19 protein-coding genes are annotated in these 21371 nt (G+C 74.7%); 10 read left to right on the top strand and 9 right to left on the bottom strand.

Annotated features, from left to right (window positions below; translation table 11 throughout):
• Window positions 1-15: 15 nt before the first annotated feature.
• Window positions 16-1335, bottom strand: coding sequence for a bifunctional o-acetylhomoserine/o-acetylserine sulfhydrylase (locus tag MU522_RS12860; RefSeq protein ID WP_246991554.1), 1320 nt, complete (start codon window positions 1333-1335; stop codon window positions 16-18).
• A gap of 170 nt (window positions 1336-1505) precedes the next feature.
• Here MU522_RS12860 and MU522_RS12855 point away from each other — a divergent pair, with 170 nt between their 5' ends.
• Window positions 1506-2279, top strand: a complete 774-nt coding sequence (locus MU522_RS12855) for an SDR family oxidoreductase (RefSeq protein WP_192575890.1) — start codon at window positions 1506-1508, stop codon at window positions 2277-2279.
• Between the two features lie 31 nt (window positions 2280-2310).
• On the opposite strand, the gene MU522_RS12850 is transcribed toward MU522_RS12855, so the two are convergent.
• Together MU522_RS12850 and MU522_RS12845 are read right to left on the bottom strand one after the other, a co-directional pair.
• Window positions 2311-2661, bottom strand: a complete 351-nt coding sequence (locus tag MU522_RS12850) for a YciI family protein (RefSeq protein ID WP_246991552.1) — start codon at window positions 2659-2661, stop codon at window positions 2311-2313.
• Window positions 2662-2701: 40 nt separating this feature from the next.
• A complete protein-coding gene (locus MU522_RS12845) occupies window positions 2702-4144 on the bottom strand; it encodes an MFS transporter (RefSeq protein WP_246991550.1) in 1443 nt (480 codons plus the stop codon).
• An 85-nt stretch (window positions 4145-4229) separates the two neighbouring features.
• On the opposite strand from MU522_RS12845, the gene MU522_RS12840 reads away from it, so the two are divergent.
• Window positions 4230-5018 carry a ZIP family metal transporter gene (locus MU522_RS12840; RefSeq protein ID WP_146356842.1) on the top strand — a complete coding sequence of 263 codons (789 nt, stop codon included), beginning with the start codon at window positions 4230-4232 and terminating at the stop codon, window positions 5016-5018.
• Window positions 5019-5055: 37 nt separating this feature from the next.
• Here the strand turns inward: MU522_RS12840 and MU522_RS12835 are convergent, their stop codons facing one another.
• On the bottom strand, window positions 5056-6564 hold the full coding sequence (locus MU522_RS12835) for an HNH endonuclease signature motif containing protein (protein WP_246991548.1): 1509 nt from the start codon (window positions 6562-6564) through the stop codon (window positions 5056-5058).
• A 504-nt stretch (window positions 6565-7068) separates the two neighbouring features.
• On the opposite strand from MU522_RS12835, the gene MU522_RS12830 reads away from it, so the two are divergent.
• Genes MU522_RS12830 through MU522_RS12810 form a run of 5 tightly spaced genes read left to right on the top strand, consistent with a single transcriptional unit; the run spans window position 7069 to window position 10185 of the window.
• Window positions 7069-7629, top strand: coding sequence for a YceD family protein (locus MU522_RS12830; RefSeq protein WP_146356846.1), 561 nt, complete (start codon window positions 7069-7071; stop codon window positions 7627-7629).
• 3 nt (window positions 7630-7632) lie between these two features.
• A complete protein-coding gene (gene rpmF, locus MU522_RS12825; RefSeq protein WP_128190241.1) occupies window positions 7633-7836 on the top strand; it encodes a 50S ribosomal protein L32 in 204 nt (67 codons plus the stop codon).
• Window positions 7837-7858: 22 nt separating this feature from the next.
• Window positions 7859-8581, top strand: coding sequence for a ribonuclease III (gene rnc, locus MU522_RS12820; RefSeq protein WP_246991546.1), 723 nt, complete (start codon window positions 7859-7861; stop codon window positions 8579-8581).
• Between the two features lies 1 nt (window position 8582).
• Complete coding sequence (mutM, locus tag MU522_RS12815) at window positions 8583-9515, top strand: bifunctional DNA-formamidopyrimidine glycosylase/DNA-(apurinic or apyrimidinic site) lyase (RefSeq protein WP_246991536.1); 933 nt, start codon at window positions 8583-8585, stop codon at window positions 9513-9515.
• A gap of 37 nt (window positions 9516-9552) precedes the next feature.
• Entirely contained in the window at window positions 9553-10185 is a 633-nt protein-coding gene (locus MU522_RS12810) for a DUF2461 domain-containing protein (protein ID WP_246991533.1), read from the top strand.
• A gap of 12 nt (window positions 10186-10197) precedes the next feature.
• Here MU522_RS12810 and MU522_RS12805 read toward each other — a convergent pair whose 3' ends face one another.
• Genes MU522_RS12805 through MU522_RS12795 form a run of 3 tightly spaced genes read right to left on the bottom strand, consistent with a single transcriptional unit; the run spans window position 10198 to window position 13807 of the window.
• The gene (locus MU522_RS12805; protein WP_246991531.1) at window positions 10198-11601 is read right to left on the bottom strand and encodes an aldehyde dehydrogenase family protein; all 1404 of its coding nucleotides are present in this window, start codon (window positions 11599-11601) and stop codon (window positions 10198-10200) included.
• Window positions 11598-12731 carry a GNAT family N-acetyltransferase gene (locus MU522_RS12800; RefSeq protein WP_246991529.1) on the bottom strand — a complete coding sequence of 378 codons (1134 nt, stop codon included), beginning with the start codon at window positions 12729-12731 and terminating at the stop codon, window positions 11598-11600. The genes MU522_RS12805 and MU522_RS12800 overlap by 4 nt, the downstream gene beginning before the upstream one ends.
• A complete protein-coding gene (locus MU522_RS12795) occupies window positions 12728-13807 on the bottom strand; it encodes a GNAT family protein (protein ID WP_246991527.1) in 1080 nt (359 codons plus the stop codon). The genes MU522_RS12800 and MU522_RS12795 overlap by 4 nt, the downstream gene beginning before the upstream one ends.
• Window positions 13808-13930: 123 nt before the next feature.
• On the opposite strand from MU522_RS12795, the gene smc reads away from it, so the two are divergent.
• Entirely contained in the window at window positions 13931-17413 is a 3483-nt protein-coding gene (smc, locus tag MU522_RS12790; protein ID WP_246991525.1) for a chromosome segregation protein SMC, read from the top strand.
• 304 nt (window positions 17414-17717) lie between these two features.
• On the top strand, window positions 17718-18014 hold the full coding sequence (locus MU522_RS12785) for a GIY-YIG nuclease family protein (protein WP_246991524.1): 297 nt from the start codon (window positions 17718-17720) through the stop codon (window positions 18012-18014).
• A gap of 278 nt (window positions 18015-18292) precedes the next feature.
• Here MU522_RS12785 and MU522_RS12780 read toward each other — a convergent pair whose 3' ends face one another.
• Window positions 18293-18961: a hypothetical protein gene (locus MU522_RS12780; protein ID WP_246991523.1), complete on the bottom strand. Its 669-nt coding sequence runs from the start codon at window positions 18959-18961 to the stop codon at window positions 18293-18295.
• A gap of 85 nt (window positions 18962-19046) precedes the next feature.
• On the opposite strand from MU522_RS12780, the gene MU522_RS12775 reads away from it, so the two are divergent.
• The gene (locus MU522_RS12775) at window positions 19047-20162 is read left to right on the top strand and encodes a class I SAM-dependent methyltransferase (protein WP_246991522.1); all 1116 of its coding nucleotides are present in this window, start codon (window positions 19047-19049) and stop codon (window positions 20160-20162) included.
• Between the two features lie 290 nt (window positions 20163-20452).
• Here MU522_RS12775 and MU522_RS12770 read toward each other — a convergent pair whose 3' ends face one another.
• The gene (locus tag MU522_RS12770) at window positions 20453-21277 is read right to left on the bottom strand and encodes a hypothetical protein (protein WP_246991520.1); all 825 of its coding nucleotides are present in this window, start codon (window positions 21275-21277) and stop codon (window positions 20453-20455) included.
• Window positions 21278-21371: the final 94 nt, after the last annotated feature.

Here is a 21371-nt window from a genome sequence, read left to right as displayed (position 1 = left end):
CGCCTCCGCCCGGTCTCAGGCCGCGGCCGCGTCGAGCTCCGCCGCCTTCGCGGCGGCCGCCTCGAGGCCGCGGCCGAGGTCGGCGATGAGGTCGTCGACGTGCTCGATGCCGACCGAGAGGCGCACGAGGCCCGGGGTGACGCCGGCGGTGAGCTGCTGCTCGGGCGTCAGCTGCGCGTGGGTCGTCGAGGCCGGGTGGATGACGAGCGAGCGCACGTCGCCGATGTTCGCCAGGTGGCTGAAGAGCTCGAGCGACTCGACGAGCGCCTTGCCCGCCTCGACGCCGCCGGCGAGCTCGAACGACAGCACCGCGCCGGTGCCGCGCGGCGCGATCTGCTGGCCGCGCTCGTGCCACGGGCTCGACGGGAGGCCCGCGTAGTGCACCTGCGTCACCTGCGGGTGCGCCTGCAGGAACTGCGCGACGGCGGTGGCGTTCGCGACGTGGCGGTCGAGGCGCAGCGAGAGCGTCTCGATGCCCTGCAGCAGCTGCCACGCGGTGTCGGGGGAGGAGGATGCGCCGACGTCGCGCAGCAGCGTCACGCGCGCCTTGATGATGTAGGCGATCGCGTCCCCGAGCGCCTCGGTGAAGGTGACGCCGTGGTACGACTCGTCGGGCGTCGTGAGGCCCGGGAACTTGTCCGACGCCGACCACGCGAAGCGCCCGCCGTCGACGATGGCGCCGGCGACGACGGAGCCGTGGCCGCCGAGGAACTTCGTCGCCGAGTGCACGACGATGTCGGCGCCGTGCTCGAGCGGGCGGATGAGGTACGGCGTCGCGATCGTGTTGTCGACGATGAGCGGCACCCCGGCGTCGTGGGCGACGCTCGAGACGCCCGCGATGTCGAGCAGGTTGATGCGCGGGTTGCCGATCGTCTCGGCGAACAGCGCCTTCGTGTTGGGGCGGATGGCGCGGCGCCACTCGTCGAGGTCGTCCTGGTCCTCGACGAAGGTCACCTCGACGCCGAGCTTCCGCAGCGTGAAGTGGAAGAGGTTGTAGGTGCCGCCGTAGATCGACGACGACGAGACGATGTGGTCGCCGGCGTTCGCGATGTTGAGGATCGCGTAGGTGGTCGCGGCCTGGCCCGAGGCGAGGAGGAGGGCGGCGCTGCCCCCTTCGAGCGCGGCGATGCGCTGCTCGACGACCTCGTTGGTCGGGTTCATGATGCGCGAGTAGATGTTGCCGAACTCGGCGAGGCCGAACAGGCGGGCGGCGTGGTCGGCGTTGTCGAACACGTAGGAGGTGGTGCGGTAGACGGGCGCGATGCGCGCCTTGGTGGTGGGGTCGGGCTGCGCGCCCGCGTGCACCTGCAGGGTCTCGAACTTCCAGTCGCTCATCGCGGTCTCCTCGGGTGGGCTGGGGCTCAGGTCGTGCTCCAGCGTGCGCCGTCCGGGCGCTGCGCGCCAGGCGGGTGCGACGCGCGGCGTAACACTCGGGCGCGGGCGCCGGCTGCGCGGCGGGGCCCGCCGAGTGGCGCCGGGCGGTCGTCGGATGCTTGCATGGCGGCATGAGCGAGAAGCGGCTGATCATCACGGGGGCGTCGAGCGGCATCGGGGAGGCGGTGGTGCGGCAGTCGGTCGCGCGCGGCTGGACGGTGCTGGCTGTCGCGCGCCGGGCGGAGCGGCTCGAGGCGCTGCGCGCGGAGACCGGTTGCGAGGTGCTCTCGGCCGACCTGACCGACGAGGCCGACATCGAGCGGCTCGCCCACGCGGCTGCCGCGTTCCGGCCCACCGGGCTCGTGCAGGTCGCGGGCGGGGCGAAGGGCGCGGCGCCACTCGGCGAGACGACGATCGAGGACTGGCGGTGGATGTTCGAGGCGAACGTCATCGGCACGAAGCGCGTCATCGACGCGGTGCTGCCGCTGCTGCGCGCGTCGACGGCCGATGGCGGCTACGCCGAGATCATGGTCGTCACGTCGATCGCGGCGACCGTCGCGTACCAGAACGGCTCCGGCTACAACGCCGCGAAGTCGGCAGAGAAGCAGCTCGTCGACGTGCTGCGGCTCGAGCTGCACGGCGAGCCGATCCGGGTGATGGAGGTCGCGCCCGGGATGGTGTGGACCGAGGAGTTCAGCCTCGTGCGCTTCGGCGGCGACCGGGCGAAGGCCGACGCCGTCTACAAGGACGTGCAGGACCCGCTCTCGGCCGACGACGTCGCCAAGGTGATGACCGACATCCTCGCCCTGCCCGGGCACGTGTCGGTCGACGAGACGATCATCAAGCCGGTCGCGCAGACGCACCCGTGGATGGTGCACAAGGGGCCGCTGCAGGCGAAGGCCTGAGCGATCGCCCCGCGCCGTGCGGGGGCCGCGGCTACGGCTGCGGGATGGTGCCGCCGCTGTGCACGAGGCGCACCTCGAAGCCGCCGCTGCCGCGGATGACGGGGTTGGTGCCGGCGATCGCGAGCGCGGCATCCTCGTCGGCCGCCTCGATCACGTACACGCCGGCGACCGCCTGGGGTGCGTCGAGGAACGGGCCGTCGGTGACGCCGTCGGGGCGGATCGTCTTCGCGAGCGCCCGCGGCGTGAAGGCGTAGGCCGCGCGCATGGCGCCGGATGCGGCGAGCTCGTCGCCGTGCCCGTCGGGCTCGCCGAGGTCGGCCGCGGTCGCGTCGAGCGCGTGGGCGGAGTCGTCGGCGTAGATCAGCACTGCGTAGAGGGGCATGGGTCCTCCTCAGGTCGTCGGGGCGTCGGGGTCTCAGGTGTCACCGGGTGGATGCGGCGGGCGCGATCTCCGGCTCGGGATCGGGGTCGGCGAAGGCGAGGCGCGGCACGGCGACGAGTCCCGCGGCTGCGACGAGCGCGGTGACGCCGCACACGATCCAGACGACGATGTAGCCGCCGAGGCTCGCGGCCGTGCCGATCGCGCCGACTGCGAGCACGATCGCGAAGACCGACGACGCGAACGAGCCGCCGATCGTCTTCGTGGTGTTCGTCATGGCCGCCGCGACGCCGGTCTGCCCGCGCGGCGCTGCCGCCGCCGCGGCCGCCGGCAGCGCGCCGACGAGCGCGCCGGAGCCGACGCCGGCGATCGCCATGCAGGCGAAGACCTGCCACACCTCGAGGTGGAAGGGCACGAGCAGCAGGTAGCCGATGCCCACGAGCGCGGCCGCCACGATCAGCAGCAGGCGGGGGCGGATGCGCGCCGACAGCGCCGCGAGGAGGCCTGCGCCGACGATGAGCGAGAGCAGGTAGACGCCGATGAGGATCGAGCGGCCGGAGGCGTCGAGCCCGAGGCCGTAGCCGAGCGACGGGTCGGTGCCGGCGTAGGTGGCGAGCGGCGTCTGCGCGCCGAGCAGGCTGACGCCGACGAGCCCTGCGGTGAGCTGCACGGGCCACATCTCGGGCCGGCGCATGACGCGCAGGTCGATCGCCGGGTCGTCGCGGCCGAGCACCCAGCGGCCGAACGGCAGCAGCAGCGCCACGCCGACGAGCATGACCGCCCAGCCCCACCACGCATCCGCCCCACCGATCTTGAGGAACGTGAGGCCGGAGGTGATGGTGAGGAGCGAGAGCGCGAGCAGCACGAAGCCGCCGGCGTCGAGGCTGCGGCCCGGGAGCGGCTCGGACTCCGGCACGCCCCAGAGGATCGCGAAGAACGTCAGCGTCACCATGGCCGCCGGCACCATGAGCGTCGGGCTCATCGCCTCGCCGAAGGCGCCGAGCGCGATCGCGGAGCCGAGGGCGCCGAGGATCGCGCCCGCCTGCAGCGCGATGACGAGCAGGCCCGCGGCACGGCGGGTGGTCGAGGCGGCGGCGCCGGTGCGACGGCCGCGGTCGAAGATGAGGGCGACCTCGAGCGGCAGCCACACGGAGTAGGCGCCCTGGAGCGAGAAGGCGATGAGGTAGCTCCAGAAGTCGCCCGAGAACGCCATCCACCAGCTCGCGGCGGCGGTGATGACGGTCGAGAGCAGCAGCATGCGCTTGTGGCCGTGCATGTCGCCGAGCTTGGCGAGCACGGGCACCATGAGCGCCGACAGCAGCAGCTGCCCGGCCTCGAACCAGTTGACGTCGGCATCGGTGACCGACAGGTGGCGGGCGATGTCTGGGGTGAGGGTGACGTACCAGCCCTGCAGGACGCCGCTCGTGAGCTCGACGCACACGAGCCAGCCGATGAGCGCGAGGGGAACGGCGCGGGTCGCTGACACGTGAGCATCATGGCACCGACACCCGCGCTCGAGCCGCGACGGGATCCGTCCCCCACGCCAGCCGCCTCGGTCGTACCCTGACCGCATGGGGCAGTCTCTGCTGTTCGGCGCCATCGCCTCGAGCGCGCTGCTCATCGGCGCGCTGATCGGCGTGCGGTTCGAGCTGCCGAAGCGGCTGCTCGCCGTGCTGCTCTCGTTCGCGGCGGGCGCGCTGATCACGGCGCTCGCGTTCGAGCTCTTCGAGGACGCCTTCGAGAAGGGCGGCATCTGGCGCGCGGCGATCGGCCTGTTCGTCGGCGCGCTCGTCTTCACGCTGCTGAGTGCGCTGCTCGATCGGGCCGCGCAGCCGGGCAAGGGGAAGGCGGCGGACGAGCACCCGGGGAGCGCGAAGCTCGACACGGACGCGGCGGCGTCCGATCGCCCGGCGACGAAGGCGACGACGCGGGGTGCGGCGGGGCTGGCGCTGCTCGCTGCGGTCACGCTCGACGGCGTGCCGGAGAACGTCGCGATGGGCGTCTCTCTGAGCGAGGGCTCCGGGGGGCTCGCGCTGCTCGCCGCCATCTTCGTCTCGAACCTGCCGGAAGCGCTCGTCGGTGCGTCGTCGATGCGCGCGCAGGGGTTGTCGAGGGGCAAGATCCTGGGGCTGTGGTCGGTCTGTGCGCTGCTGCTCGTGGGCGGGGTGGTGCTCGGCGCCGGCCCCCTCGCGGTGGTCGACGAGCAGACCATCTCGCTGCCGCTCGCCTTCGCGGCGGGCGCGGTCATCGCATCCCTGGCCGACACGCTGATGCCGGAGGCCTACGAGCACGGAGGGCCAGCCGTCGCTATGAGCACGGCAGCGGGCTTCGTGCTGTCGTTCGTGCTGTCGCTCGCCTGATCTGCCGGGGCTGCCGCGCCCGCGCAACCCACGAGGCTCAGAAGGGTGGCGGGACGCCGGGTGGTGCGGTGCAGGCGGTGACGGGAAGTCCCCAGATGGGGTCGCGCTCGGCGAAGACCGGCCCCTGCGGTTCGGGTTCGTCGCGGAGGACGGCGCCGACCGGTGTCGTCCACTCGAGCACGCCGTCGGGCAGCTGCCGGACGCCCCACCGGGTCGAGTGCTTCATCACGTGGTGGCGCCTGCACAGGTGCGCCAGGTTCTCGATGCTCGTCGGTCCGCCCGATGCGTGGTCGAGCGTGTGGTCGAGGTCGGCGCGGGCGACGGGGTGCGCGCAGCCTGGCCAGCGGCAGCGGCCATCCCGCGCTCTCAGCCAGCGCCGTTGCGCCCGGCTCGGCTGGTACGTGTCGACCGTGACCGGCAACCCCGTCACCGGATGGGTGAAGAGCCGCTCCCAGGTGGCGGTGTCGGCGGCGAGGGTGCGCACGGTGGCGGGGTCGACGAGGATCCTGCCGTCGAGCAGCGCGGGGAAGCGCAGCTGCGGCTCGTCCGCGTCGTCGGTGTCGCGCAGCAGCTCGGTCGCCGGGATGGTGATCGCGACGGTGGCCGTCAGCGCGTTGGTCGCGTGCAGGTCGTCGGGGGTCTGGCCGGTGAGGAGCAGCTCGCTGAACGCGTCGGCGCGGAACTGGTCCCAGGTGCGCGGGTCGTCCTTCGGCTTGCCGCGGGCGGCCTGCGTGAGCCGGTCGAAGATGCCGGCGCCGACGACCGCGGGCACGCGGGCGCCGATGTCGACCATCCCGTCGCCGGCGTCGACCATCCACACGTCGCGCCGCTCCATCGCCACCCGGTGCCGCTGCTGCAGCGGCTGCGTGAGCACCCGGTCGACGACCCGCTTCGACCGCGACCGCAGGCGGGCGGGCGTGGTCGTCTCGGCGATCGCGACGAGCTCCCGCTCGACGCGGGCGCGCTCGGCGGGGTCGGCGTCCACGTCGATGCGCAGCGGGTGGGTGGCCTGCTCGATGACCCGCAGGTGGCCGGCGCTGATGCGGCCGGTCTTGTGGGCTTCGTGCGCGGCGGGCAGCTCGGTGACGATCTGCCACGCGGTGGCCATCCGCTGCTCGATGCCGCGGTCGGACTGGCGCAGCTCGGCGGCGAGGATCGATGCGGCCTCCTTGAGCGCCGTCACGACTTCGCCGCCCTCGTCGCGGACGCGCTGGAAGCGGCCGGCGAGCAGCTCCCGCTCGCGCGCCTCGAGGCGCGCCCGCTGCGCCTGCAGCGCCTTGATCTGGCCGGTGAACTGCTCCTCGCGGCGCAGCCACGCCGCGCGCTCGGACTCGGCCGGGCCGGGCAACGGCGGGACCTGCATGCGCCCCTCGACGACCGCCTCCAGCTCGTCGGGCGTGAGCGCCGCGAGCCGCTCGCCCCAGTCCCGGTCGAACGCGGCGAGCTCGTCCTCGAGCTCGGCCGCGCTGCGGCCATACGGGTCGATCGCGCCGGCGCGGATCGACGCGATGTAGTCCTCCGCGTCGAGGCCCCAGTCGCCGTCCATGCAGGCATGGGACCACGGGGCACTGACATGGCATCCGCCTGGCCACCGCCCAACCCCGCTGGTCGAGGAGGGCGGCGGAGCCGGCCGTCTCGAGACCACCCCACGCCCGGCCGCACGTGGTCTCGTGACGCGGGCGGGCTGCGCCCGCGCGCTCCTCGACCAAGCGGGAAGGGGAGCAAGCGGGCACGTCGCGGACCAAGCGGGATGGGGAGCGGGCGAGCACGTCGCGGAGTGGTCTCGACTCGCGGAGCCGCCTGCGGCGGCGCCGCGGCTCGACCAGCGGGAGGGGAGCGGCGGCCGCGCGGCTCGACCAGCGGAGCGGGAGCGGCGGCCGCGCGGCTCGACCAGCGGGGCGGGAGCGGCGGCCGCGCGGCTCGACCGGCGGAGCGGGAGCGACGGCGCGGCGGCTCGACCAGCGGGGTGGGGAGCGGGAGCGGGAGCGGCGGCCCCGAGCTGCGAGGCGGCGCGGCGGGAGCACCTCCGCGCCGCCCGTAGACTGGAGGCATGGCCACCCCCCACCCGTTCGCGCTCAGCGTGCGCGACATCGTGCACAAGCCGGGCCGGATGCGCGAGGTCGAGGAGACCGCCCCCTTCGGGGAGAAGGTCGGCGAGGGCCTCGCCGCGGTGCTGCCCGACCAGCCGATCGACCTCGACGTGCGCCTCGAGAGCGTCCACGAGGGCATCCTCGCCACGGGCACGGCCTCCGTCACGGCCCTCGCGACCTGCGCGCGCTGCCTCGTGGAGTTCGACCTGGACGTCGATGTCGACTTCCTCGAGCTCTTCGCGTATGATGGTGCGTCGGAATCCGACTATCTCGTGGTCGACGAAACTGTCGACCTCCTTCCGGTAGTCAGGGACGCGGTCGTGCTGGCGCTGCCGTTCCAGCCGGTCGACCGACCGGACTGCTCAGGGCTTGATCCTGAGACAGGGGAGCGGCTCGAGCCGGGCACCGATCTCGTGCCGGAGGAGACCATCGATCCGCGATGGGCAGCACTCCAGGGATTCGCACAAGACGTAGCCGACGAACCGTCGGATGATGACGCCCAGGCGTCGAAGAAGGAGTGAGCAATGGCTGTTCCCAAGAGGAAGATGTCGCGGTCGAACACCCGTGCGCGCCGTTCGCAGTGGAAGGCCGAGGCGCCCAAGCTGGTTAAGACCGTCGAGGGCGGCAAGACCGTCTACAGCCTCCCGCACCGCGCGAAGGTCGTCGAGGACTCGGCCGGCACGCCGCTGTACATGGAGTACAAGGGCCGCAGGGTCGCCGACGTCTGATCCCTCGCGGATCCTTCGTCGCATGACGGACCACGCGGTTCCCGCGGGCCAGCGCCGACTGCTCGAGCAGCTCGGGGTCGACATCGACCCCGAGCTGCTGTCGTTGGCGCTCACGCACCGCTCGTGGGCGTACGAGCACGGGGGTGTGCCGCACAACGAGCGCCTCGAGTTCCTCGGCGACTCGATCCTCGGCCAGGCGATCACGATCGAGCTGTACCGCCGCTTCCCCGACTCGACCGAGGGCGAGCTCGCGAAGCGCCGCGCCGGCGTCGTGTCGACCGTCGCGCTCGCCGAGGTTGCGCGCGCGATCGGGCTCGGCGAGCACATCCTGCTCGGCAAGGGCGAGGCCGCGTCCGGCGGCGCCGGCAAGGCGTCGATCCTCGCCGACACCATGGAGGCGCTCTTCGGCGCCGCGTTCCTGAGCGCCGGCCACCGCGCATCCGCCGACCTCGTGCTGCGCCTGGTCGGCCCGCTGCTCGACGACCCCGGCCGCACGGGCGCCGCGCTCGACCCGAAGACGGCGCTGCAGGAGGTCGCGGCCGCGCTCGGCATGGGCGCGCCCGCCTACGAGCTCGAGGCGACCGGGCCCGATCACGCCCGCACGTTCGCCGCGCGGGTGCGCATCGACGGCGAGGTCGTCGCCGAGGGCACGGGCACGAGCAAGAAGGTCGCCGAGATGGCGGCAGCCCTGGCCGCGCACAGCCGCCTCACCGCCGAGGCGGCTGCGGCCGCCCCGGGCGCCTGACGTGCCGGAGCTGCCCGAGGTCGAGGTCGTGCGCGCGGGCCTCGCGCCCGCCGTCACCGGCGCCCGCGTCGAGGGCGTCGAGGTGCTCGACAGCCGATCGATCGCGCGCCACCCCGGCGACGCCGCCGCCTTCGAGGCGGCCCTCGTCGGCCGCGCGCTCGGCGCCCCCGCGCGGCGCGGCAAGTTCCTGTGGGTGCCGCTGCTCGGCGCCCCTGGGGACAGCCCGGCCGACGGGCCCGACGGCGGCCGGGACCCGGAGACGACGGATGCGCTCCTCGCGCACCTGGGGATGTCCGGCCAGCTGCTCGTGCGGGAGGTCGGCGCACCCGCCGACCGCCACACGCGCATCCGCCTGCTCCTCGACCAGCCGTCGCTGCACGCGGCCGGTCGCGGCGCGCTCGAGGTGCGCTTCGCCGACCAGCGCATCTTCGGTGGCCTCGCCGTGCGCCCGCTCGTCGACGGCGTGCCCGACCAGGCCGGGCACATCGCGCTCGATCCGGTCGACCCCGCCTTCGACGCATCCGCCATCGCCCGACGGCTCCGACGACGCAGGCAGGGCGTGAAGGCGGCGCTGCTCGACCAGACGCTCGTGTCGGGCATCGGCAACATCTACGCCGACGAGGCGCTGTGGCGCAGCCGCCTGCACTACGCGACGCCGGGGGAGCGGCTGACGCAGGCGCGGGCGCTCGCGCTGCTGGCCGACGTGCGCGACGTGCTCGAGCAGGCGCTCGCCGAGGGCGGCACGTCGTTCGACGCGCAGTACGTGAACGTCAACGGCCAGGCCGGCTACTTCGAGCACCGCCTGAACGCCTACGGCCGCGGCGGCCTGCCGTGCCCGCGCTGCGGGGCGACGATGGTGCGCGAGCCGTGGGCCAACCGCTCGTCGACGCGCTGCCCGCGCTGCCAGCGCAGGCCGCGCGGCGTCGGCGCCTGACGGCGCCGGCAGCGGCGGCCGCGCGTAGGCTCGAGGGATGGCCTTCGAAGGATTCACCCCCGACGCGTTCGCCTTCTACCGCGAGCTCGAGGCGCACAACGAGAAGCCGTGGTGGCAGGACAACAAGCCCCGCTACGACGCGGCCGTGCGGGCGCCGTTCGAGGCGCTCGCCGAGGAGCTCGAGCCCATCGCGAGCGCCGTCAAGCTCTACCGGCCGTACCGCGACGTGCGCTTCAGCCACGACAAGACGCCGTACAAGACGCGGCAGGGGCTCTTCGCGCAGCGCGCGCCCGGCATCGGCTGGTTCGTCAACCTCGACGCCTCGGGCGTCTCGCTCGGCGGCGGCTTCTTCGGCGACGCGACCTTCACGAAGGCCTACCGCGCGGCCGTGGAGGCGGCGGCGCCCGGCACCGAGCTCGAGCGCATCGTCGCCGACCTCGAGCACGCCGGGTACGACCTCGGCGGCGAGCAGCTGAAGACCGCGCCGCGCGGCGTCGACCCCGCGCACCCGCGCATCGCGCTGCTGCGGCGCAAGTGGCTCACGGCCAGGCGGCAGCTGTCGCCGGCGGACGCCTCGGGACCGGGGCTGCTCGACGCCCTCTTCGACACGGTCGACGACCTGCAGCCGCTCGTCGGCTGGGCCGCCGCGCACATCGCGCCCAAGCGCTGAGGCGGCGGCGCGTCAGCCCATCAGCCGGCGCGTGATCCGCTCGCGCCAGGGCGTGAACGGCGGGTAGACCATCCGCAGCGTGTCGACCGCGGTGGGCTTCGAGAACACGGGCTTGCGGTGGCTGAACGCCTCGAACGAGTGCCGCCCGTGGTACGCGCCCGAGCCGCTCTCGCCGACGCCGCCGAAGCGGATCGTGCGCGCGCCGTACTGGGCGAGCGCGACGTTGACGCCGACCGCGCCCGAGGAGGTCTCGCGCTCGACGCGCCGCACCACGTCGGCGTCGCGGGCGAAGACGTACAGCGCGAGCGGCTTGTCGGCGCCGCGCATCGTCTCGAGGAAGCCGTCGACGCCGTCGACGGGGAGCACAGGCAGGATCGGGCCGAAGATCTCCTCCTGCATCGCCGCCCCCGACTCGTCGACGTCGGTGAGGATCGTGGGCGCGACGTAGCGGGCCTCGGCGTCGACCTCGCCGCCGGTGACGACGGTGCCGTCGGCCAGCATCCCCTGCAGGCGCTCGGCGTGGGCGGCGCTGATGATGCGCGCGTAGTCGGGCGAGGTGCGCGCGTCGCCGAGCTGCTCGGCGGTCGCGCGGCGCAGCTCCTCGACGAGCTCGGCCTCGACCTCGCGGTCGACGCGGATGTGGTCGGGCGCGACGCACGTCTGGCCGGCGTTCAGCCACTTGCTCCAGGCGATCCGGCGGGCCGCCGCCGGGATGTCGGCGGAGCGGTGCACGTAGACGGGGCTCTTGCCGCCGAGCTCGAGCACCGTGGGCGTCAGGTGCTTCGCCGCGGCGGCCGCGACGATCCGCGCGACGCGGCCGTTGCCGGTGTAGAAGATGAGGTCCCAGCGCTGCTCGAGCAGCGCCGTCGTCTCGGGCACGCCGCCCTCGACGACGCGCACCGAGCGCGGGTCGAGGTACTGCGGCACGAGCGTCGCGAGCAGCCGCGACGTCGCCGGGGCGAGCTCGCTGGGCTTGATGACGACGGCGTTGCCGGCGGCGATCGCGCCGATGACGGGGCCGAGCGCGAGCTGCAGCGGGTAGTTCCACGGCGCGATGACGAGCGTCGCGCCGAGCGGCTCGGGCACGATCCGGGCGCTCGCCGGCTGCAGCGCGACCGGCACGGGCACGGGCGTCGCGGCCATCCACCGGCGCAGGCTCCGGCGCGCGTGGCGCGCCTCGGCGATCGTGAAGCCGATCTCGCTCAGGTGCGCCTCGATCGCGCTCTTGCCGAGGTCGTCGCGCAGCGCCGACTCCCACGCGCTCACGTGCTGCACGAGCATCCGCCTGAGCGCGTCGAGCTGCTGCTCGCGGTACGCGCGCGGGCGGGTCAGGCCCCCCACGACCGCCTTGCGCAGCTCGGCGGCGATGCCGGTCGTGGATGCGTCGGGCTGGGCCTTCGGGGCGGCGTCGGTCATGCGCTCATCGTGCCAGGCGCGGCTGTGCCCTCCTCGTCGCCGGCGCGCAGCCGCCGCTGCCAGCCGCCCTCGACGCCGATCGGCGCGAACCCGAGCGCCTCGTTGACGGCGAGCATGGGCCGGTTCTCCTCGGCGTTCCAGGTGATGACGCGGGTGCGGTCGGGGTGGCGGCGGCCGAGCTGCAGCAGGTTCTCGGCCTTCACGAGCATGCCGAGGCGGTGCCCGCGGTGGTCGGCGTGCACGAGCGTGTCCTCCTGGAAGGCCGGCTTGCCGGGCTCCGGCAGCACCAGGATCGTGAACGCGACCGCCTCGCCCGTCGCGCGGTGGAGCGCGGCCGCCTGCAGCGGCGTCTGGCCGGCCTCGGCCATCTCGGCCTCGTAGCGCTGCAGCCGGGCTGCATTCCACGTCTCCTCGTCGACGTCGAGGCCCGCGGCCGGGGCGTCGGTCGCCATGCGGGCGTGCAGGGCAGCCATCGCGTCGCGCAGCTCGGGCGGCGTCGCGCCCTCCCACGAGCGCACCTCGTAGGCCTCGCCCGCGCGCGCCGACGCATCCGCCCTGTGCCGTTCGAGCTCGTGCTGGGCCCGCTCGACGTCGAGCTCGGAGATGCGCTCGACCTGCTCGAGGCGGTAGCCGAGGGAGGTGAGCAGGTGGGCGGGCGCGTCGGCCGCGATCGCGCCGTGCCCGCTCTCGGGCGCGAGGCCCGCGTCGCCCTCGGCGGGCGGCCGATGGTCGACCCACACCTGCAGGCTCGTGGCGCCGAGCTCGGCCCCGACCGGCTCGAGGCGCTCCATGAGCGCCCGCCCGATGCCGCGGCCGCGCGCCTCGGGCACGACCCACGCCGAGAGGTAGGCGGCTCGCGCGCCCTCCTCGCGGCCGATCGCGGCGACGCAGCGGGCCACGTCGACGCCGTCCTCGACGATGAGGAACCGGCGCGAGATCGAGTCCTCGTCGTGGCGCAGCTTCGCGACCAGCTCGTCGACGGTCGTGTCGAACGCCTCGTCGCCCCAGAAGTGCTGCGTCACGCGGTTGGCGGTGTCGGCGTAGCGCGCGACGAGCGCGAGCGCCGGCTCGTCGAAGTCGTCGGCGGGGCGCTGCAGCTCGATCCACTCGAGCTCGCGGTGGCCGGTCACGGCTGCGGCTCCTTCCACTGCCACTGCGCCTCGTAGGCGACGGGCAGGAACCCGGATGCCTCGTTCACGGCGAGCATCGGACGGTTCTCCTCGGCGTTCCAGGTCACGACCCGCACGAGGTCGGGCCGCAGCTCGCGCAGCCGCAGCAGGTTGTCGAGCTTCATGAGCATGCCGAGGCCGTGGCCGCGGTGCGGGGTCGTGACGAGCGTGTCGTGCTGCCGCGCGGTCGCGCCGCTCGTGGGCAGGATGAGCGTCGTGAAGCCGACGAGCTCGCCCGTCGCGCGCTCGCGGGCGGCGACGGTCAGGAGCGTGCGCCCGCCCTCCTGCTTCGACTGCTCGAACGCTGCGAGCCGCTCGTCGTCCCACGTCTCGGGCTCCAGGGCGAGCCCTGCGACGGGGGCGTCGATCGACATGCGCTCGTGCAGCGCGCGCATGCTCTCGCGGTGCTCGGCAGGCGTCTCGCCCTGCCAGCGCACGAGCTCGTACGCGCTCGCCCGTGCGAGCGCCGAGGCGTGCCGCTCGTCGAGGTCGGGCAGCGCCGCGAGCTCGGCGACCGAGACGCGATAGACCTGCTCGAGCTCGTAGCCGCGCGCGACGAGCGGCGCGGTGCCGGGCTCCGCCGGGTCGGCGCCGCCGAAGCCGGTCCGCGCGGTCACGGGCCCGTTCGCCGCGCCGATCGCCGACACCACGATCGTCGTGCGGCCGTCGCGGGCCGCCTCCTCGTGCGCGCGGGCGACGAGCGCCTCCGCCACCTCGCGCTGCGCGTCGAGCGGCAGCCGGGGCTCGGGCTCGACGGTCACCTCGGTCATGTCGACCGAGTCGAGCAGCCGTGCGTACATCGTGAGGACCCCGACGAGGTCGTCGCCCGCCCACGCCAGCAGGCGGTCGACGCGGCCGTCGTGGGTGGGCCGCAGCGACGCGAGGTGCTCGACGGGCGTGTTCACGTAGACGCCCTCGGTGTAGCGGAGCACGTTGCTGCGCTCGTTGAACTCGTGCGAGCGACGAAGCGCGTCGCCGGCCTCGCCAGGCTCGTCGGGGCTCGCGGGCAGCGGGAAGGGGCGGATGTCGATCTGCATGGGGTTCCGCCGCTCGCACCGGCACCGTGCCGGCGGGCAGCCTTGCAGACTAGCCGCGCGCGCGCCTGGCGCGCAACGGGCCGCCGCGCGGCTACGGTGGCCTGAGCACGACCCGGGAGCCGCATGCACCTCAAGACCCTCACCGTCAAGGGCTTCAAGTCGTTCGCGCGCCCCACGACCTTCCAGTTCGAGCCGGGCGTCACGTGCGTCGTCGGCCCCAACGGCTCCGGCAAGTCCAACGTCGTCGACGCGCTCGCATGGGTGATGGGCGAGCAGGGGGCGAAGACGCTCCGCGGCGGCAAGATGGAGGACGTCATCTTCGCCGGCACCGCGACGTCGGGCCCGCTGGGCCGCGCGCACGTCGAGCTCGTGATCGACAACGCCGACGGCGCGCTGCCGATCGAGTACGCCGAGGTGCAGATCTCGCGCACCCTGTTCCGCAACGGCGGGAGCGAGTACGCGATCAACGGCGAGTCGTGCCGGCTGCTCGACGTGCAGGAGCTGCTGAGCGACTCCGGCCTCGGCCGCGAGATGCACGTCATCGTCGGCCAGGGCCAGCTCGACAACGTGCTGCAGGCGACGCCGGCCGACCGCCGCGGCTACATCGAGGAGGCCGCCGGCATCCTCAAGCACCGTCGCCGCAAGGAGAAGACCCTCCGCAAGCTCGACGCGATGCAGGCCAACCTCACGCGCCTGCAGGACCTCGCGGGCGAGATCCGGCGGCAGCTGAAGCCGCTCGGCCAGCAGGCCGAGATCGCCAAGGAGGCGGCGACCATCCAGGCGACGGTGCGCGACGCGCGCGCCCGGCTCATCGCCGACGAGGTGCTGGGCCTGCGCGCCCAGCTCGAGTCGGCCGCCCGCTCCGAGTCGGAGCGGAAGTCCGAGCGCATCGTGCTGCAGGAGCAGCTCGAGCAGGCGCGGCTGCGCGCCGGCCGCATCGAGGAATCGATGGTCGGCGACGACGTCGACCGCGCCCGCACCGTCGCGCACGGCCTCGAGCGCGAGCTCTCGCGCCTGCAGTCGCTGCACGCGCTCGCCGGCCAGCGCCTCGCGCTGCTCGAGGAGGCGCCCGACCTCGGCGACGCCGCACCGCTCGTGACGCCCGACATGGTGCAGGCCGCGCGCGACGAGGCTGCCGCGCTCGGCGACCGGGTGGCGGATGCGGAGGGCCGGCTGGGCAAGGCGGCGGCCGCGACCGCCCTCGCCCGCGCCGAGCTCGACTCGCTCGACGAGGAGATCGCCACGCAGGCCGCACTCGTGTCGAAGCACGACCTGGAGGCCGCGGGGCACCGCTCGAAGGTCGAGGTCGCGCAGTCGACGCTCGCCGCCCGGGAGGCGGAGGTCGCGCGGCGCGAGACCGCGCTCGCGAACGCCCGGCAGCGGCTCGCCGAGGCGACCGAGGCCGCGGGCGCGCTCGGCGACGAGCAGGAGGCGGGCGACGCGGAGTCGCTCGCGGGCGCGTACCGCGACGCCGACGAGGCGCAGGCCGCGCTCTCGGCGGCGCTCGACGAGCGGCGCGATGCGCTGCACGCGGTCGAGCGCGAGCGCGACGCCCTCGCCGCCCGCACGTCGGCCCTGACGTCCGCGCTCGAGACGGGCAACGCATCCGCCGGCATCCTCGACGCCGGCATCGCCGGCGTCACCGGGCTCGTCGCCGAGCGCGTGAAGGTGCGCAAGGGCTTCGAGGCCGCCATCGCGGCGGCGCTCGGCACGCTCGGCGAGGCCGTGCTCGCCGAGACGCGCGATGCCGCGGCCGCGGCGATCGAGCACGCGCACGACGCGGGCCTCGGCCGCATCGAGGCGGTCGTCGGCGACGCGGTGCCGATGCGCCCCGACGTGCCCGAGGTCGAGGGCGCCGTGCACGCGCCGACGGTCGTGGATGCGCCGGCCGGCGTGCTCGGCGTGCTCGCGTTCACGTTCGTGGTCGACACGATCGAGGCTGCGCGCGACGCCGGGCCCCGCATCGCGGCGCTCGAGCTCGGCGCCCCGGTGACGATCGTCACGCGGCGCGGCGACTACGTGAGCGAGTACCTCATGCGCGGAGGCTCGGACGACGCGCAGTCGCGGCTCGAGCTGCTCGCCGAGCGCGACGCCGCCATCGAGCGGCTCGACGAGCTCCGGGCCGCGATCGAGCGCGAGGCGGGCGCACTCGAGGACGCCCGCCAGGCCCACCAGCAGGCGAAGCGCGCGGCGGCCGAGGCGCTCGAGACGCTCCGCGCCCACGATGCGGCGTCGGCGGCGAGGGGCGAGCAGCGCAGCCGGGCTCGCGCGCGCCTGGAGGCCGCGACCGGCGAGCACGACCGCGCGGCCGCGGCGCTCGCGGAGGCGCGCGGCGGCATCGACGAGGCCCGGCGGGCCGTCGAGGCGGCCGAGCTCGCCCTCGAGCGCTTCCAGGACAAGCCCCGCCCGATGCTCGACGCATCCGCCCGCGACGGGCTGCTCGCCGAGCTCGAGGCGGCGCGGGGCGCCGAGACCGACCTGCGCGTCGAGCTCGAGACGGCGCGCGAGCGCGTGCGTGCCGAGCTCGCGCGCGCCGCCGCGCTCGAGCGCGACGTCGAGGCGCAGCGCGCGCGCGCCGAGGAGGCCGCGCGACGCGCGGTGCTGCGCGAGCGGCAGCGCGAGCAGGCGTCGCGTGTGCTCGCGGCGATCCCGCCGGTGCTCGGCGTCGCCGAGCGCTCGGTGCAGGAGGCGCGCGCGGTGCTCGCAGAGCGCGAGGCCGCCCGGCGCGACCGCAACGAGGAGCTCGGGCGGCTGCGGCGCGACGAGGCGGTGCTGCGCGAGCGGCTGCAGGAGCTCACCGAGCACGTGCACGTCGCCGAGATGGAGACGTACGAGCAGCGGCTGCACCTGTCGAACCTGCTCGAGCGCGCCGGCAGCGAGCTGGGGCTCGAGGAGGCCGTGCTCGTCGCCGAGCACGCGCCCGAGGAGGGCTGGGACCGCAAGGCCGAGCAGGCGCGGCTGCAGGACGCCGAGCGCAAGCTCGCGCGGCTCGGCCGCGTCAACCCGCTCGCGCTCGAGGAGTTCGCGGCGCTCGAGCAGCGCCACACGTTCCTCACCGAGCAGCTCTCCGACCTCGCGAAGACCCGCAAGGACCTCGAGCAGATCATCGCCGACCTCGACGTGACGATGGAGGCGATCTTCGCGGCGGCCTTCGAGGACACCAAGGCGGCGTTCACCGAGGTGTTCCCGATCCTGTTCCCTGGCGGCTCCGGCGCGCTCGCGCTCACCGACCCCGACGACCTGCTGAACACCGGCGTCGAGGTGACGGTGCGGCCCGCCGGTAAGAAGATCGACCGGATCTCGCTGCTCTCGGGCGGCGAGCGGTCACTCGCGGCCGTGGCGCTCATGGTGGCGATCTTCAAGGCCCGGCCGAGCCCGTTCTACATCATGGACGAGGTCGAGGCGGCGCTCGACGACGCCAACCTGGGTCGCCTGCTGACGGTCTTCGAGCAGCTGCGCGAGAGCTCGCAGCTGATCATCATCACGCACCAGAAGCGCACGATGGAGATCGCGGATGCGCTCTACGGCGTCTCGATGCGGCAGGACGGCGTCTCGGCGGTCGTCGGGCAGCGCACGACGCGCGAGCGCGAGCCCGTCGACGCGTAGCCCCCTCCGCCGCCCCCGCCACCTCCGCTGGTCGAGCCTCCCCTCCGCTGGTCGAGCCGTCGGCCGAAGGCCGACGAGTCGAGACCACCGCAGCGGATGCCCCCCTCCGCTGGTCGAGCCGTCGGCCGCAGGCCGACGAGTCGAGACCACCCCGGTCGATGGCCCCCTCCGCTGGTCGAGCCGTCGGCCGCAGGCCGACGAGTCGAGACCACTCGCCGCACCTCGACCACCGGGCCGACCCGCCATCCACAGGCACCCGCACCGCCCGCCCCGCCCCGTGCATCCGCCTGCCAGCCTCACACGCATGGGATGGGTGTACATGCTCCGCTGCCGCGACGGCAGCTACTACGTCGGCAGCACGCGAGATCTCGAGGAGCGCCTGGCTCTCCACCGGCGCGGTCTCGGGGCGCAGTACACCCGGCACCGCCTGCCGGTGGAGCTGGTCTGGTGCGAGGGCCTCGAGAGCATCGCCGACGCGTTCGCGATGGAGAAGCGGATCCAGGGCTGGAGCAGGGCGAAGCGGGAAGCGCTGATCCGCGGCGACTTCGCTGAGATCTCGCGGCTCGCGCACGTGCGGGGCGGGCGGAGGGCGAGGGGGTGAGTGGGCGATCGCCGGGGTGATCCTCCGCGGCGGTTGGTCTCGACTCGCCGGCCTGCGGCCGGCGGCTCGACCAGCGGAGGTGGGTGGAGCCGGCGGCTCGACCGGCGGGAGGTGAGGCGCGGCGGGTGGTCTCGACTCGCCGGCCTGCGGCCGGCGGCTCGACCAGCGGGGGAACGCGCGGTCGCGGGTGGTCTCGACTCGTCGGCCTTCGGCCGACGGCTCGACCAGCGGGACGCGGGGGTCGACCAGCGGGTGCGGGTCGACCAGCGGGTGCGGGGTCAGCGCAGGGCCGACTCCAGGGAGACGACGCCCTCGCCGTAGATGTCGTCGACGGCCGCCTGCATCGAGCCGTCGTCGTAGAGCACCTGCAGCACGACGATGCCGTCCAGCCCGAAGTGCCCCAGCACATCCGGCCGGTCGAGCGTCATGAGGTCCTCCTGCACCGCGGCGATCGTCGCCTCGTCGAGGTCGCCCGTCGAGTGCTCGATCGCCGGCAGCGTGATGGCGGCGAGGTCGAGCAGCGCGCCGACCTGCGTGACCGTCTGCGACTCGGCGTCGTAGGTCGCCTGCATCGCGACGCCCTGCACCCATCGCACGCCCGACGTCTCCTGGTGCTCGACCGCCGCCCAGTCCCAGCCGGCGAGCGCCGGCCCGGCGCACTGGGGCGGTGCCGACTCCGCGACCGCGCCGAGGCACAGCATCGGCGTGCCGTCGGCGCCCTCGAGCACGGTGCCGATCGCGATGCGCGGCTCGACGGCGCTCAGCATGGGCAGGTCGGCGAGGCGGGCCTGCGCCTCCTCGCCCGTCACGACCGGCGGCGCGGGCGCGGTGGGGGAGTCGGATGCGGTGGGCTCGGTGCCGGGGCTCGCCCCGGGGTTCGCCGCGCAGCCCGCGACGGCGAAGACGACAGCGGCGGCGACGCAGCCGGCCAGCACGATGCTTCTCATGGCATCACGGTAGGTCTGCGGTGCCCGAACCACATCCCAACGTTCGGCGCGATTCGCGCGTCCGCGACCTGGGAGGATCGACGACGTGACCGACCGCGACGCCCTCTTCGCCCGCCTGCGCCGCAGGCCCGACGTGGAGGATCCGACGCTGCAGGCCCACGACGCATCCGACGCCCTCATCCTCGACGAGGCGATGCGCGGCGGCCGGCTGCCCGCGGACGTCGTCGTGATCGGCGACCGCCACGGGGCCCTCACGCTCGGTGCGCTGCAGGCGGGCGCCGAGCGCGTGCGCGTGCACCAGGACTCGATCGTGGGCGAGCGCGCGCTCGACGCCAACGCGGCCGAGCTCGGCATGGCCGGCTTCGCGCACCACGGCCTCGACGCATCCTTCGTCGAGGGCGCCCGGCTCGTGCTCCTGCAGCTGCCGCGCTCGCTCGACGCCCTCGACGAGATCGCCGAGCTCGTCGCCACCTACGCCGACGACCGGGTGCGGGTCGTCGCCGGCGGCCGCGTCAAGCACATGACGATGGGCATGAACGCGCTGCTGGGCCGCAGCTTCCGCAGCGTGCACGCGTCGCTCGGCCGCCGCAAGTCGCGCGTGCTGCACGCCGAGGACCCCACCCGCCCCGGCATCTCGTGGCCCCGCACCAGGCGGCACGACCTCGACGGCCTGCCGCTCGTCGTGGTCGCGCACGGCGCGGCGTTCGCGGGCACCGGCATCGACATCGGCGCCCGCGCGCTGCTCGCGCACCTCGACGCGATGCCGGATGCGTCCCACGCGATTGACCTCGCGTGCGGCACGGGGGTGCTCGGCGTCGCGCTCGCCCTGCGCCGCCCGCACGTGCAGGTGCTCGCGCTCGACGCCTCCGAGGCGGCGATCGCCTCGACGCGCGCCACCGCCGAGGCGAACGGCGTCGCCGACCGCGTCGGCGCGCGCCGCGCCGACGGGCTCGAGGGCGTGCCCGACGCGTCAGCGCCGCTCATCCTGCTCAACCCGCCGTTCCACATCGGCGCCGCGGTGCACACAGGCGCGGCCGAGCGCCTCATCGCCGACGCCGGCCGCGCCCTCGCGCCGGGCGGCGAGCTGTGGTGCGTCTGGAACAGCCACCTCGGCTACCGGCAGCAGCTCGACCGCATCGGCCCGACGCGGCAGGTGCACCGCGACCCGAAGTTCACCGTCACGGCCACGCGGCGCACCTGACCCCGGCCCGGTCCACCGCGCGTTCACCCGCCCGTCACCGACACGCCGACCGCGCTCCACCGCGCGGACGCGCACGTCTGCTCGGATGGATGCACAGGAACCCGGCCACGTATGAGGTGGCCGGGCTTCGTGCTTCCGGGGGCTGGTGGGGCGTCCCCGAACAGGCGGAGGCCCCGAGCAGTATGAGTGCTCGGGGCCTCCGATCCTCCGAAGAGGATCCCCTTCCGAAGAAGGTGGGATCATCATGCGCCCGGCCGACCCGCGGCGCAAGTGGCCCCGTGGAAGTGGGTTCAACCTGCGGTCGAAGGTTTGGTGCTGGCCGCCCAGCAGCGCAGCATGAGCGCCGACCGGTGGCCGGCGCAGTCGGCCGCGAGCGCGGGCAGGTCGGCGACCCCGAGCCGCCCGGCGCCCTTCCGCACGGCCACGTCGCCGAGCAGCAGCACATCCGGGTCGCCCAGCCGCAGCGACAGGTACCCGACCGTCCACGGGCCGATGCCCTTGAGCCCCAGCAGCTGCCGCCGCATGGCGTCGAGGTCGGATGCGGGGGAGACGTCGATCGCGCCGCTCGCGACCGCCTCGGCGGCCCGTCGCACGGCGGCCGTCTTCGCGGCCGGGCCGCGCAGCACGTCGGCCCCCGCCGCCACCTGCGCCATCGTCGGGAAGCAGCGGTCGACCCCCTCCTCGGCGAGCGCCGGCGGCAGCGGGTCGCCGAGCGCCGCCAGCAGCCCCAGCTGCAGCGTCGCCGCCGCGACGGTGATCTGCTGGCCCACGATCGCGCGCACGAGCATCTCGTGCGCGTCCGCGCAGCCGGGCTGCGCCAGCGCGGGGGCCGCCGCGATCGCGGCCGCCAGCGCCGGGACGCCGTGCCGCGCCGCGGCCCACGCGAGCCGCTCATCGGCCGCCCGTCGCGTATCCGCCCCGCCGGTGCCGTCGGCGCCCAGGTCGAACACGCGCGCGAGGTCGGGATCGTCTGTGCGCGCGAACCCGTCGGCGACCTCGGCGCGCGCCACCCGCGGGCCGGGGAGCGCGCGGCGGTAGCCGTCGGGCGCCACGACCTCGACGCCCGGCACCGCGCGCGGCGCGAGCCACGCGAGGATGCCGGGCGCTCCGGTCACGGTCGGTTCAGACGTTGCGGTCGTCGCGCTCGTCGAGCTCGCGCTCGCCGAGGATGTGGCCCTCCGCGAGGCGCCGGCGCACCTCGTCGATGGC

Source organism: Agrococcus sp. SCSIO52902 (assembly GCF_022983135.1).
Classification (GTDB): domain Bacteria; phylum Actinomycetota; class Actinomycetes; order Actinomycetales; family Microbacteriaceae; genus Agrococcus; species Agrococcus sediminis.
This window is presented reverse-complemented; position numbering and strand designations above follow the sequence as displayed.

What these genes read in the sequence shown, in the direction of transcription:
- MU522_RS12860 (WP_246991554.1), bottom strand. Translation starts at nt 1,335, where the DNA reads ATGAGCGACTGGAAGTTCGAGACCCTGCAGGTGCACGCGGGCGCGCAG.
- MU522_RS12855 (WP_192575890.1), top strand. Translation starts at nt 1,506, where the DNA reads ATGAGCGAGAAGCGGCTGATCATCACGGGGGCGTCGAGCGGCATCGGG.
- MU522_RS12850 (WP_246991552.1), bottom strand. Translation starts at nt 2,661, where the DNA reads ATGCCCCTCTACGCAGTGCTGATCTACGCCGACGACTCCGCCCACGCG.
- MU522_RS12840 (WP_146356842.1), top strand. Translation starts at nt 4,230, where the DNA reads ATGGGGCAGTCTCTGCTGTTCGGCGCCATCGCCTCGAGCGCGCTGCTC.
- MU522_RS12835 (WP_246991548.1), bottom strand. Translation starts at nt 6,564, where the DNA reads ATGGACGGCGACTGGGGCCTCGACGCGGAGGACTACATCGCGTCGATC.
- MU522_RS12830 (WP_146356846.1), top strand. Translation starts at nt 7,069, where the DNA reads ATGGCCACCCCCCACCCGTTCGCGCTCAGCGTGCGCGACATCGTGCAC.
- rpmF (WP_128190241.1), top strand. Translation starts at nt 7,633, where the DNA reads ATGGCTGTTCCCAAGAGGAAGATGTCGCGGTCGAACACCCGTGCGCGC.
- rnc (WP_246991546.1), top strand. Translation starts at nt 7,859, where the DNA reads ATGACGGACCACGCGGTTCCCGCGGGCCAGCGCCGACTGCTCGAGCAG.
- MU522_RS12810 (WP_246991533.1), top strand. Translation starts at nt 9,553, where the DNA reads ATGGCCTTCGAAGGATTCACCCCCGACGCGTTCGCCTTCTACCGCGAG.
- MU522_RS12805 (WP_246991531.1), bottom strand. Translation starts at nt 11,601, where the DNA reads ATGACCGACGCCGCCCCGAAGGCCCAGCCCGACGCATCCACGACCGGC.
- MU522_RS12795 (WP_246991527.1), bottom strand. Translation starts at nt 13,807, where the DNA reads ATGCAGATCGACATCCGCCCCTTCCCGCTGCCCGCGAGCCCCGACGAG.
- smc (WP_246991525.1), top strand. Translation starts at nt 13,931, where the DNA reads ATGCACCTCAAGACCCTCACCGTCAAGGGCTTCAAGTCGTTCGCGCGC.
- MU522_RS12785 (WP_246991524.1), top strand. Translation starts at nt 17,718, where the DNA reads ATGGGATGGGTGTACATGCTCCGCTGCCGCGACGGCAGCTACTACGTC.
- MU522_RS12780 (WP_246991523.1), bottom strand. Translation starts at nt 18,961, where the DNA reads ATGAGAAGCATCGTGCTGGCCGGCTGCGTCGCCGCCGCTGTCGTCTTC.